The following is a 12731-nucleotide window of genomic DNA, read 5'->3' as shown; positions in this document are numbered from 1 at the left end:
ACACAGGAGACAAACATGGATTTTGACTTGCTTATCATCGGCATGGGACCGGTGGGCGCGGTGGCGGCCAACCTGGCCGGCAGCTGGGGATTGAACACGCTGGCGGTCGACAAGATGCTGGACATCTACGACAAGCCGCGCGCCTTCGGCCTGGACCAGGAAGTGATGCGCATCTTCGGCAACCTCGGCATCGCCGAACAGATCGCCGACGCGGTGCTGCCCTACCGCACCTCGGAATACCAGACCACCGGCGGCCGCGTCATCAAGCGCATCGCGCCGGCCGGCGCACCCTACCCGCTGGGCTGGGCCTCCAACTATGTGTTCTCCCAGCCGGCGGTGGAAGGCGCGCTGCGCGGCAACCTGAACACCCTGCCCGGCGTCAGCGTGGAGCTGGGCACCGAGGTGATTTCCGTGACGCCCGAGGGCGCCGGCTCCAGCGTCCTGCTGCGCCGCCATGATGGCGCCGAAAGCCGCGTCACGGCGCGCTACGTGCTGGCTTGCGATGGCGGCACCAGCCCGCTGCGCACCCGGCTCGGGCTGGAGATGGAAGACCTGGCCTTCGACGAGCCCTGGATGGTGGTCGACGTGCTGGTCAAGCCGGAGGCGCTGGGCCGCCTACCCGAGACCAACGTCCAGTTCTGCGAAACCGCCCGTCCCAGCAGCTACATCGTCGGCCCCGGCCTGCACCGGCGCTGGGAATTCACCATCAACCACGATGAAACGCCGGACAGCATCCAGCAGCCGGAGGCCATCCGCAAGCTCATCTCGCGCTGGCTGCAACCGCACGAGTACGAAATCTGGCGCGCCTCGGCCTACCGCTTCCACGCGCTGGTGCTCAAGACCTGGTGCCAGGACAACCAGTTCTTCCTCGGCGACGCCGCCCACATGACGCCGCCGTTCATGGCGCAAGGCATGTGCCAGGGCATCCGCGACGCGTCCAACCTGGTGTGGAAGCTGGCCATGGTGTGCCGCGGCCAGGCGTCCGAGGCGCTGCTCGACACCTACCAGCAGGAGCGCCTGCCGCACGTGCGCAGCACCACGCTGGTGACCAAGGGACTGGGCCAGGTGATCTGCGAACGCGACCCGGCCAAAGCCGCCGAGCGCGATGCCCGCATGCTGGAAGAAATGGCCGCCGCCGACGGACCGACCATCCGTCAGTCGCTGATCCCGGGTCTGGCATCCGGCCTGCTGGCGCCGGACGACGCGGCGGGCGTGCGCGGCAAACTGTTCCCCCAGCCGCGCGTGGTCAATAGCGCCGGCCTCAGCGGCCTGCTGGACGAATTCACCGGCGCCACCTTCCGGCTGGTGGCGGCGCCGGGCGTGCCGCTGGAGGCGCTGCAACAGGCGGCGGCGCGCCATCCCGGCCTGCCGCTGGTGCTGGCGCGCCTGGCGGACGAGACGGCGAGCGGCCCGCATGACTACCGCGAGCAGGATGGCGTGCTGGCCGGCTGGTTCCGGCAGCACGGCTGCCAGGTGGCGCTGGTGCGGCCCGACCACTACGTGTTTGGCGGCGCCGCCTCGGCCGCCGGCGGCGCGGCCCTGCTCGACAACCTGGCCCGTCTGCTGGCGGCCCCGTCCGCCGATGCCGCCGAGGCCAGCCTGGCGGCCTGATACGCCACGTTGCCGGAATTTGCATTTTCTGTAGTTTTAGGCATAAAATGAGGAATGTGTAGATATTCAGGATAACGTCATGGCTAATCTGTTCGCTCAACCGGCAGAGGGCGCTTCATTGATCGAGGTCGCCCTGACCAAAATGAAGCGCGCCATCGTCTGCTGCGAGCTGGCGCCCGGCAGCAAGCTCAAGGTCGAGGCCTTGTCCAAGGCTTACGACCTGAGCAGCTCGCCGATCCGCGAAGCCCTGAACCGGCTGGCGCAGGAAGGCATCGTCAACGCCAGCGACAACAAGGGCTTCCGCGTGGCCCCGCTCACGGTGGAAGACTTCCACGAAATTTCCCGTATCCGCAGCTTGCTGGAGGGCGAAGCCCTGTCCGACGCCATGCAATATGGCGACGACGCCTGGGAAGGCGACGTGCTGGCCGCCTTCCACCGCCTCAGCGTGGTGGAAAAGCGGCTCGGCCCCGGCCCGGTGGCGCTGGACGACGAATGGTCGGAGCGCCACAAGGCCTTCCACTTCGCGCTGTTCTCCGCCTGCCCCTCGCCGCTGCTGCTGAACATGATCGATTCGCTGTTCGACCGCGCCGAGCGCTATCGCCGCTACTCGGCGCTGCACCGCCAGACCGAGCGCCACAAGAGCAACGAGCACCAGGTGCTGATGAAGGCGGTGCTGGCGCGGGAGCAGGAAAAAGCCGTCAAGCTGCTGCGCAAGCACATCGACCACACCAAGGACAGCATCGGCGACACCCTCGCCCGCCAGCTGGCGACGCTGCAATAAGGACGCTCCCTATCTCGGCTTCCTGGCGGCAATTGCCCAAGTCAAACTCCAGCAAACCGGTTGGCGCGTTATCAAAGCGCGAACAAGAAGAACTGAACTTGTAGGCCGCCCTCTGCATGGTCACGCAAAACAAACTTGCTGCCTTTGTACTTATCGAAGATGCGTTCCTGCTGGCCTTTTAACGCTGCATGAGGAAAATGCCTCCCGTGGTCCCTCATTCATGCTATCGGCTTGAGATCACCGCAACGCGCCCGGTGCAAAGCGAGGTAGTTTCGGTGTGGATCAGTCAGCCAGCGCAGCGTCATACCTGCCACCAATCCTAGACGCGTTTGCTCAACGTGCCCAACTCGCGATGACACCAAGATATGCCCTCCGTCGTCAAAGCTGATCAGGAAGCGATCAAATAGCGCATCCAGGTTGGCCACCAGCAAGAAGCCGTTGAACACGTCCAGCCGTTCCGCATCGCTTTCACACTCTGACCAGGGTTTGGCATGGCTGGCTCGCAGAACTTCGGGTAACGCTAGCCCCGTCACCGCGCACGCACCGCCCCAATAATCGAGCATGGCTTCGCGGAACTTCTGCTGACCGACACGTTGACGCACCAGCCGCTCGACCTCTGTGCCTTTCACGCCTGTAGGCAGTTGCGCCAGTTGGGTGGCCACAGATGCCTCATAGTCCTGGGCCGCCTGACTGGGCAAGGCGCGTGCTAGTCCGGCCGCACGGCGGAGAAACGCTGCCAAGCGTGCCTCAGATTTGGCAACAAAACCGGCCGCTGTGCTCTCTTGGCCAAAAGTACGATTCATTTCAGGCAGCAGTGCGGGCGTGTCAGCCAGTAAGTACAGCAAATATCCACCCGATGGCGGCACCGTTACTCTTGCATTTGCAGGATGTCGTGCTGAAGCCAGTACCACGCACCCCGCATCACTGGCCAGAACGTGTTCAAAGCCATAGTCATGGCCGAGCTTCTCGATCAGCGCTCGTTGTAGCGGATTCATTCTTCAGTCACCTATGGCAAAACGCGTTGCCGCTCGACCACGAAGCGCTTGCAGAACAGTAGCCCCTGATCTGTGCTCGGGTCGAGAGTCAGTCGCACCACGTCGCCTTGCAGACCGATAGGCGGCGGCGTGGTCGTGGTGACGATGTACTGGAATGGCAATTGCCCGTCTGGGTACTGCTCCCTTTGCAGGGTGTCAATCAGCGACAGGAAGTTCTCGTATAGCCCTGTGCTCATGTCGGCTTCGCGTGGGCAGTCGTGGATGAACAGCCCTGGCAGCGCACCGGCTGCGCGAGGGCTGTTCAGCATGCAAGCTACATCCCCCAGTAGCACTTCCAAGACGCGGAAAGCTTCTCCACCGCGCATGGACAAGCGAAACGGACGCTGTTCGTCGCGAGGATCGAAAGCGCCAAATGCGCCATCGGGAAACAACTGCTGCGTCAGCGCGTCGGTGATGGCCGCTAGCGCCCTTTCGTGGTCAGACTTGCTCTTCTGCGCGACAGCCAACTTGGTTTGCACGCCATTCAGTTCTTGCTCGACTCGGCGTACATTCGCCCGGGAAGCTTCAATGTCGGCCTGGGCCAGTGCAGATCCAGCCGTGGCTTCCCAACGAGTCAGTTCATCCAGCAGGGTGGGCCACTTGTTCGCCTCGATCTCTGCCGTTCTTCTGGCCATGCGCGTCTTCTGCAGCGCGGCGACCAGCGTTCCTTCTTCCCGGCGCATTTCCTCAAGGCGTCGCCATATGGCCTCCTTGCGCTCCAGCGCTTTTCCGGCGAACCCGATGGACACCTCCATGGCCTGCTTAAGGTTTGGCTTGTCGCGGGCGTCGTGGAAGCTGAATTGCTTCAGCTTATTCATCTCCTCCTGCACATGCTGGCAATCGGCAAACTCCAGCCTTCCGTGCTTGCAATGCCCTGTCAGTTGCTGGAGCTCCAAGAGTTGAGCGCCAAGAGAGAGAAACGCCTTCTCGTCACCTTGCCGGGCCGCATCGGCATACTTGTACTCAGCTTCCGCCCGGTCGTACTCAGCTTGTAGCTGCTTCAGCCCTGCCCGCAGTTCGGCCAAGGCCAGATCATCCGCTTCCTGTTTGGTATCCCACAGAGCAAGGCGCGCTTCGGCGTCTTCACTGGCCGCCTTGATGCGCCGCTCCACTGAGTCGGCGAAAAGATCGTCGGTGCGGATGGGCAGATCAGCCGGTAACTGTCCTTGTGCTCTCAGGCTCGACTCAATGCGGCGCCGGATCAAGAAAGGCTCTTTCAGAAGTTCTTCTGTCTTCTCACGGGCCTTCTTCAGACCTTCTTCAAGCTCAGCCGCCCGAGTGAGCAGAGCAGACTCCCCCTTGTCCAGTAGACCCAGCACGGCCCGCATGACGATGGGCGGGTCTTGCCGCCGTCTCTGCAACAGGTTGCCCTCACCATCGCGCCACGTATAGAAAGACTTGAAGCGTGCCCCCTGATCCCGGCTGATCCAGGCCAGTAGATGACGCCACTCGATGGGCTGGCCGGTCTCGGGAATGGACTTGGGCGAGACCCGCCCCATCATATCGTCGGCAAGCTTTTTGAGGAAGGCACGGTCGCCGCACTCGGCTTGGCGAGTCCAGATCCCGGTGATGTCTGTCCCCAGATAGGCCATTCCCTCCTTATGCGCGTTGAAATATCGGCACAATGTGAATGGCTGTCCGTCCACATGCAGGACGGCGACGAGGCCACCTTGAGCAAACTCCCGGACCAGTTCTTCTCGCAGCTCCGCCACGGCATCGGATGCATCGCCCATGCAAAAGCGCAGCAACAGACACAGTGAAGTCTTGCCCACACCATGCCCAGCCGCGCGGGTGCCCTGTGCGTGGCCAGCACTCGGTTCCTTGGCCCAGACGATGTTCAGGCCGCGTTGAAACGAGATCGTGCGCAGCACATGGTCGTCACCAGGTTCGGAAAAGAGGATCAAGCGCTCGAACCACAGACGTGGCGCGTTCCTTTCGGCTGGAAGGTGCTGGGTTAGTTGCTCCACCGTTCTCTCCTCTTAATCAGGCCTGTTTCTGGGGACGGGGAGAGGCTAAGTCCTCCCCGGCTGAAGCCATTCTGGCGAAGGCTTGGGTCGCGGTTTGAACCAGCAACACTGCAACTTGAGCGGTATCGCTAGCCACCAGCGCTTCGGCAGGCCAAGCAGCCGAAGCGACACGTTCAATAGAATCGCTGGCCACGTCAAGCCGGACCACACCGGTCGACTCAAAGTGGCGAAGCCACTGATGGACGCGATCACCTCCCAGCCGGGAACTGTCAAACACCCCCGGATGCGACTGCGCAAACGAGTGGAGCAATGCGCCCCCCGGCGCATCGACAAAGCTTGCCTGCAAGTCGGGCTGGCTCGCCAAGGTCAGCGACTGCGTCAGCGTACGGCGGGGCAGACGTTGTGCTTGCTTGATCATGGTCAGCATCAGGCCGGCAAGATGGGCGTCGGCCTCGTCGCAGATGACACCATGCGTCGAGTAGCCAGGTGCCGCTTGCACACCTGGCGGCGGGTTGAGCAGGCTGACATAGGACTCTCTTTTGTCCCCGACAAGAGTCATGCGGCCGAACTCTCGCATCACCAAGGTCAGAGTTCTGTACTCACCAAACTCCTTCACTTCGCGCTTTTTGAGCACGCGGAAGGTTTCACTCGGGTAGTCCTCGCCTAACACTTCATAGGGATCGAGGATATAGCGCAACTCTTCAGGAGTCAGGCCGTAGAGGTGGGCGTAGTAGGCGTCGAGTTCGGCGCGTATTTCGGCGCGGCGCGGTGGATTGAAGACGAAGGGCGGGCCGTCAAAGCCCAAGTCCTTAGCCCAAGCTTGCAAGTCCTGAGCAGTGTAGGTGAGTTCCAGCACGCGCGGCACGATGAAAGCGAGATCGGCATCAGTGTAGCGCTCGGGGGGCAAAAACGGGAGCTGCTTCAAGTAGAAGTAGGCAAGAGAAGTTCCACCGACCTTTTGGCGGGCTACATAGTCGAGCACCAATGAATTAAAGTTGGCGAGCATGGCGGCACTGTGCGCGACCGATAGAGTTTGGTCTAGGAAGAAGAGCGGAGTCTTGTGGTTGACGCCAACTCGCGGCATCACGCTTGCAATCACTGTGCGCTCGTCGGTCGCACGGCAGATGTCCCTCCATCCCATCAGCCAATCGCGCGCCCACCCCTTGTCCTTCAGGCGTTTCTCTACCTCGGCCTGGCTCACCCAATAATGGGGTGTCATCACGCATCTTGGGTCCCCTCTTTCTGCATCGCTCATGTCGCGGCTGTTGCCATCTGCCCCGTAGGTGGCCCAACGGTGGTCGAACTGGTGAATCAGCTTAGCTTCATAAAGTGGCACAAAACCTTCTGCTGGTTTTTCGGCAAATAGGTGGCTGTCGCCGGACATGTGCATCATGGCCGTGAAACCGATGCTCCACGGATTGCCGTCGGGTCGCCCTTCGTCGATAAGCACAGGCAAAATGCGATAAATCTTTTTGGTTAGCTCAGCGTCGTGTTTGCTGCGGAAAATCGGGCAGGTGAGAGTATTCGGATTAATGAGTCTGAATTCCTCTGGTGTGAGGCGGAAGCGGCGGCGTTCATCGGCCAGGTCAATCAGCTCCTTTGCATGGAAGATGAAGTTCGCCTCTGGGGCCGCGCCGATTGTGAGAAGGCAAAAGGAGTCACGGCTATCTGTCCCTGGAAAGAGTCGTCGGATTTCCCAGAACCCCAGCAGACTCACCAGTCGCGCTTGTTGAGAGAGATGTCCGAAATATGCTTTGGTTCCATCATCTGTGGCAATGCCTGTTGGAACGATGAAGCCCGCTCGTCCGTTAGGGTGGGTAATCTGGCAGATGCTCTCTGCAAATAATGCGTAAGTATTCAAGTCACCGCGACCTGTGAGCGGATAGCGGCCACCGTCCTCGCCTTTCACATGTGCGTAAAGGCTAGCAGCTTCCGCTGTGCGGCGAGCGCTGATGAATTCGGCGTACAGCCTCTGCTCTGCCTCGCATTCGTGTGGTGGATGCTCGTGCTGTGGGTAGATTTGCTTGGCCAGCCTGCCCTCGCTCAACCACTGAATACGTTCGGCTCTCTCGGCCTTGTTTTTGGCTTGGGCAACATCGCGGTGGCGGGTGGCAAAGAACTCTTCCTCTTGTAGCTTGATGCGTTCCCAAGGCGGGTTTCCCAGCACGCAGTCAAATCCGCCCTGCGCAAATACCTGCGGAAAGGCGAGCGGCCAGTGCAGCACGCGTGCTTCATCGCATGCGGCCACTGCAGCGATCAGGGCACCCTGTTGATCGGCAGGCAACGCCACGCCTTGCAGCGTGAGGTAGAGCGTGGCAGTGGTCGGGATCTGGGCGGCGGTGTCGGCGCGCTTGGGGAGCAGGTAGGCCCCCAGCAGCAAGTGGGCGGCCTGTGCGAGGCGACCGGTGCGAGCTTGCCGCAGGTAGGCGCTGTATGCCTCGGCCTTGGCGGCGATTTGCGCTGCGCTGTCCTCGGGCAGGGCTTCGAGGGTTTGCAGCTCGGTCAGCCCGCTGCCGTTATGGTTGGACACGTCCAGCTGACCGAAGGCGTGGGCATCGCGTTTTTTTGCCAAGTCTTTCAGGGCGGCGGTGTTGGCTTTTGCCAGTTGCTTACATAGCTCCTTGTCGTCGCCGCTCAGGGGTTTGTATGCGTCTTTGGCGATGCCTAGTTCTAACGCCTTAAGGTCAGTCAGGCCTAGCAGTGCGTCGCCGACCTGCAAATGGTGATCCAGGAAACTAAGCGGGCGACCTTCCTCAAATCCTTCCAACCACAGCGCGGTACGGGCTAACTCGATGGCCATTGGGTTGCGATCGACGCCGTAAATGCAATGGGCCACCACATCGCGCAGGGCATGGCGATAGTCCTGGGGTTTGACGGCGCCTTCTTGCTCTCCTTGCAGGCTGCGCAGTTGCGCGAGCTTTTCGGCCAAGCGGCGCGCGGCGGCGAGCAGGAAGTGGCCGCTGCCGCATGCCGGGTCGATGACGCGGATGGACAGCAGAGCCTCGACCGGCTGTTCAGGCTGCTCAGCCACGCGCTGTTCAATAACGGGGTCCAGCGCGCTTTTGATCAGCTCTTGCACCAGGCTGTCGGGCGTGTAATAGCTCCCCGACGTCTTGCGGGCATTGCCAGCGGTACTGCCTTCTTCGGTAATTCCGATGAAGCCAAATCGGCGTGCAGGCAGATCAACTGTGGGTACCAACTCCAGAAGGCTCTCGTACACGCTGCCCAGCTCCTCCGGCCCCATGTTGCGGTAGTCCACCGGGGTGAGGCTGCTGGATTTACCTTGGATGGTCACGGCCCAGCGCAGGTGCTGCAACGCAGCCAGCAGGTGGGTGTTTTGCAATCCAGCAGTATCCAGATCGGGGCACTGGTCCATTGCGAACAACCCGCCTAGGGCGGGCAAGGCCAGCCGAACTTGACCGTGGGCCAGGCCGAGCCAGACGATGCGGACGGCCTGCCAGTGATCGTCATGCCGGTTGCGTGCGCGTCGCTTGAGGCAAAGTTCGCGCAGACGGCTCAGGGCATAGCCTTCAGCATAGGCTTTGCGTGCAGCCAGTGCTTCAGCGCCGTCATCTAACGGATGTAATACGCCACGCTCTTCCACAGTGAACACAAAGATCAAACGGTAGATAAGGCGCAACAGTTGTTGGAAATAGGCGTCTGTGCTCAAGCTGCCATCGTTGAGTGCAGCGCGTAGAGCGTCATTCGCGGGGTGCTGCAGGAATCCTTCGCCAAAGGTAAGTAGAGCTTTCTCCACCCCGTTACGCAGTCCATCGCGAACACGGGTTCCTTCGGCCTTGCCCGCTTCGCGCCAACGCTCCCACACGCAAGTAATGCCATCAGCTTGTGGTGCGCGGCTGGCATGCAGCAGGCGCCAAACGTTTGCGAACTCTGCATAGCGCTGACCACCCAGAAGGTCCGCGAGGTCAACCTCAAGGTAGGAGGGACGCGTCAGCGAGGCCGCATCGCGCAACAAGCGCAGTTGCTTGCCGTTGCTGACCATGCCCCAGGTATGTTCTGAGCTGGCGTTCAACAGCTCCTGCATAGCCTGAAAGGCAGATTTCTTGCGATTGCCACCGCCAGCAGCTGCGAACCGCGAATCTGCATCGTCCAGCCCAATGCTGTGCGGCGCGACAAGAACAGCCATTTGGCCGGCCACTAGGCTGATGGGGTAAGCCATTGCACCTACTGGTACGGCAAGGGCTTGTTGCACAGAGGTATAACCCAGCGCGTCGTGCAACAGTTCGCTCACGAAGCCGATAGTAAGCCGGTGAGCGTCCACGTCGGTACGTTCCGTCTGGGTGACAAAATGCTGCCACTGCGCACTGGCGATCTGAAAGGAACGGCTGTACTCGTCCTTGAGTTTGACGCCCTTGGGTATGCCATAGTCCACCTCCGTCTGATCTGCCGCCCGACCTTGGGCGGCCTTTTCCAGCTGGTCGGGCAGGAACAAGCTGCCTTCCAGTTGAATGGTGGGTAGGTTGAGTGCAGCTTGGCGTTTGCTGTTGCGGGTGCGTTTCATATTGTTTTCTCGGGGCGGGCTTACAGCGAATCTGGGAGCAGAACGTACACACCCATCACATCTACTGGTAGACAAGGCTTGACATTGTATTGGCCCACATCACGTGCGGCTTCTCGCACGCGCTTATGATCGGCCAGCAGAGTATCGGCCCGCTGTTGAGCCAAGGCCTGCAATTGCTGCGGGTGGGCGGCCAAGAACTCGATGGCTTGGCGCACCTCGCGCCGCACCGCCTCAGAAGGCAGGTTGCCGCTAGGAGTGCATTCAATTAACCGCGCAGCATACTCATCGGAAAACCATTCTGGGTCGGTTCGGCCACGCACGACTAGGGCGACGGTCTCTTCCGCCATCATCTGGAAAGGCTCGCGCCTGCGCACATAGCTTAACTGGTGGCGAACGCGCAGCAGGTAGAGTGTGGTGACCATGTTCACATCGTTGGTCAGCGTGGCCGCGCAACGGGCGGCCACAGGCTGGGTATTCCCAAGGGCGTCTTCCAACAGGTGCTGAGCTAATATGCCCACCAGCGGGTGACTGCGGTGCAGCTCGCTCAAATCAATCAGTTGTTCAGATTCCAGGCCTTCGTCGGCCAAGCGCAGGCGCAGGGCTTCAGGCAGATGCTGAGGCGTAAAGCGGGCCTGATTGGCGCGGCGTGCGCCCTCAAGCGGTGACCCTAGGCGTATGCAAGCGCTCTGCAAGAAGCGTTTCACATCCCCTTGAGTGCCCAGGGCTTGCTGTTGCTTTTGCCACTCCGGCAATACCTCATCTGGGCGGATACGGCGCTGCGCGAACACGGTACGGTTGGCTTTGGCTTTATCCAGTGCGTCTTGCCACTTGGCTTGTAGCGGAGCCAGCAAGCGCTCGGGCTCACCGAAGTCGAAGGACTCTTGCAGCATGATGGGCGGGGCACCATGATCACGTCGCATCAATGCAGCCTTGACCAACGCCTGGTTGACGCGGACGTCGTCTTCGGGCAGCGGCACCATCACCCCCAACTCTTTCTGTATGGCTTCGCCCTTGCGCAAGATGACCTTCAGAACAAAACCGTCAATCGGGTTGTCTTGCCCGTAGAGCATAGTGCAGCGCACCTCGGGTGCCTGTTGGCCGAAGCGGTCCACTCGACCTTCGCGTTGCTCGTGGCGTGTTGGATTCCAGGCTAAGTCATAGTGGATGACGGCAGTGAACAGGTGCTGGAGGTTGATGCCCTCAGACAGGCAGTCAGTCGCCACTAGGATTCGGCTGTCAGCCTCACCCATGTCTTCGACACGCTCCCGACGCTCTTCCGGCGAGAGCTCACCGGTGATGGCCTCGATGGTGGGCTGGGGGAAGTTGGCCTTGATGTGTTCAGCCACGTAGTGCGCGGTAGCGATATAGCGGCAGAACACCACTGGGTGGTAGCCGTCTTTGAGCAACTGTCCGATATGCTGGATGAGCGCGGCCAGCTTGGGATCTCCGGATTGACCCGAAAGACGCTGCGCCGTCGCGATCAATGCTTGCAGACGAGATGCATCTTGCAGTTGGGCAGGCGGCTCCAGGTCGCTGGCAGAAAGGTCGTCTACCTCACCGTCGTGTAGGCGCTCATCGGTCAACAATTGTTCTGCAGACAAAGTGCCTTCCAGTCGAGTGGTCAGGGCTTTGACTGCTGCGGCGGGTGAGGATGCAACGCAGCGCAGCAGCGCCAAGGTGACGTACCACATCAGGTCAGAGCCCTCGGCAGCAGCGTTGTGTTCAGCGGTTTCGGCCAGTTCACGGCAGTAGTCCTGCACGGCGTCGAAGAAACTACCCCAGTCACCACTAAGCTGATAGGTGAGCTCGGTTTTCATGCGTCGAGCAAAGCCGCGACCATCCTGGGTTTCTGTCTGCCACTCTGCAATGTCTTTGCGGCGGCGTTGAACGAAGTGACGCGCAAGCTCCTGGCGCAGAGGATCGTTGGCCGACATGCGGCCTTGCAATGCCAGGAAGCGTTGATCCAAGAGGGATAAGAGGTTATAGAACGCAACCTCGTCGCCTGAGTGGGGTGTGGCGGTGAGTAAGATCAGATGGCGGTGCTCATCCCTCGCAAGGCGTTGCAGCAGTTCAAAGCGTAACTGCTTGCCTGCACCGCTGCTGGCGCACGTGTGAGCCTCATCGACGATGATACATTCCGGGGCGGTAGCGAGGAACTGTTCGCGATTGCGCTCGCTCTTGATGTAGTCCAAGCTCACAACGACCACCGGATAGTGATCAAACAAGGCCACACCGTGGGGCAACTCGCGCTCCACTCGGGCCGCCGATGCTGCGGTGAGGGAAACCGCTTGCAGGTTGAATCGGATCTCCAGTTCGGATTGCCATTGCTCGACCAGGTGCGGCGGGCATAGCACGGCCAAGCGTGTGATCTCGCCACGGTCCAGCAACTCGCGAGCAATCAAGCCGGCCTCGACCGTCTTGCCAACGCCCACGTCGTCGGCAATTAGCAGTCGAACGGTGGACAAGCGCAAGGCCATAAGTAAAGGCACCAGTTGATAGCCACGGGGCTCGACCGCGATGTTGCCGAACGAGCGGAAAGGACCGGCTCCGGCGCGCAGTGTGAGGCGCAATGCGTCGCGCAGCAGAATGGCCGCCGCGTGGTTGCCCGCCACAGCGGGGTCAGGCAGGTCGAAGGTCGCGTGCTCAACCGGTGCCAACTCCAGCTCAGGAATCAGTGCAATGCTTTCGTCTTCAGCCCCGCCTAATGGCCGCAATCGCAGCCAGTCGCGGCGAGAATCGGTCTGCACTACCCATTCGCGGCCTCTGGCGCGAACCAGGTTGCCTGGCAAAAAATCGTGTTCAAGTGTTGTCATGAG

6 protein-coding genes are annotated in these 12731 nt (G+C 61.0%); 2 read left to right on the top strand and 4 right to left on the bottom strand.

The window, feature by feature from the left end; genetic code table 11:
* Positions 1 to 15 precede the first annotated feature (15 nt).
* Together GM676_RS05410 and GM676_RS05405 are read left to right on the top strand one after the other, a co-directional pair.
* The gene (locus tag GM676_RS05410; protein WP_155462362.1) at positions 16 to 1611 is read left to right on the top strand and encodes a bifunctional 3-(3-hydroxy-phenyl)propionate/3-hydroxycinnamic acid hydroxylase; all 1596 of its coding nucleotides are present in this window, start codon (positions 16 to 18) and stop codon (positions 1609 to 1611) included.
* 79 nt (positions 1612 to 1690) lie between these two features.
* Positions 1691 to 2392, top strand: coding sequence for a GntR family transcriptional regulator (locus GM676_RS05405; protein ID WP_155462361.1), 702 nt, complete (start codon positions 1691 to 1693; stop codon positions 2390 to 2392).
* A 218-nt stretch (positions 2393 to 2610) separates the two neighbouring features.
* On the opposite strand, the gene GM676_RS05400 is transcribed toward GM676_RS05405, so the two are convergent.
* Genes GM676_RS05400 through GM676_RS05385 form a run of 4 tightly spaced genes read right to left on the bottom strand, consistent with a single transcriptional unit; the run spans position 2611 to position 12728 of the window.
* Positions 2611 to 3387, bottom strand: coding sequence for an HNH endonuclease (locus tag GM676_RS05400; RefSeq protein ID WP_155462360.1), 777 nt, complete (start codon positions 3385 to 3387; stop codon positions 2611 to 2613).
* Between the two features lie 11 nt (positions 3388 to 3398).
* Entirely contained in the window at positions 3399 to 5393 is a 1995-nt protein-coding gene (locus GM676_RS05395; protein WP_211923158.1) for a coiled-coil domain-containing protein, read from the bottom strand.
* 16 nt (positions 5394 to 5409) lie between these two features.
* Complete coding sequence (locus tag GM676_RS05390; protein ID WP_155462359.1) at positions 5410 to 9915, bottom strand: Eco57I restriction-modification methylase domain-containing protein; 4506 nt, start codon at positions 9913 to 9915, stop codon at positions 5410 to 5412.
* Between the two features lie 20 nt (positions 9916 to 9935).
* Entirely contained in the window at positions 9936 to 12728 is a 2793-nt protein-coding gene (locus GM676_RS05385) for a DUF8741 domain-containing protein (RefSeq protein WP_155462358.1), read from the bottom strand.
* Positions 12729 to 12731: the final 3 nt, after the last annotated feature.

It is taken from the genome of Duganella radicis, assembly GCF_009720825.1.
In the GTDB taxonomy this organism is placed as follows: domain Bacteria; phylum Pseudomonadota; class Gammaproteobacteria; order Burkholderiales; family Burkholderiaceae_D; genus Rugamonas; species Rugamonas radicis.
The sequence above is the reverse complement of the archived record's forward strand: the minus strand, read 5'-3'. Positions and strand labels throughout refer to the sequence as shown.

Excerpts from the sequence above, each read along its gene's own strand:
- GM676_RS05410 (WP_155462362.1), top strand. The coding sequence starts at position 16 with ATGGATTTTGACTTGCTTATCATCGGCATGGGACCGGTGGGCGCGGTG.
- GM676_RS05405 (WP_155462361.1), top strand. The coding sequence starts at position 1,691 with ATGGCTAATCTGTTCGCTCAACCGGCAGAGGGCGCTTCATTGATCGAG.
- GM676_RS05400 (WP_155462360.1), bottom strand. The coding sequence starts at position 3,387 with ATGAATCCGCTACAACGAGCGCTGATCGAGAAGCTCGGCCATGACTAT.
- GM676_RS05390 (WP_155462359.1), bottom strand. The coding sequence starts at position 9,915 with ATGAAACGCACCCGCAACAGCAAACGCCAAGCTGCACTCAACCTACCC.
- GM676_RS05385 (WP_155462358.1), bottom strand. The coding sequence starts at position 12,728 with ATGACAACACTTGAACACGATTTTTTGCCAGGCAACCTGGTTCGCGCC.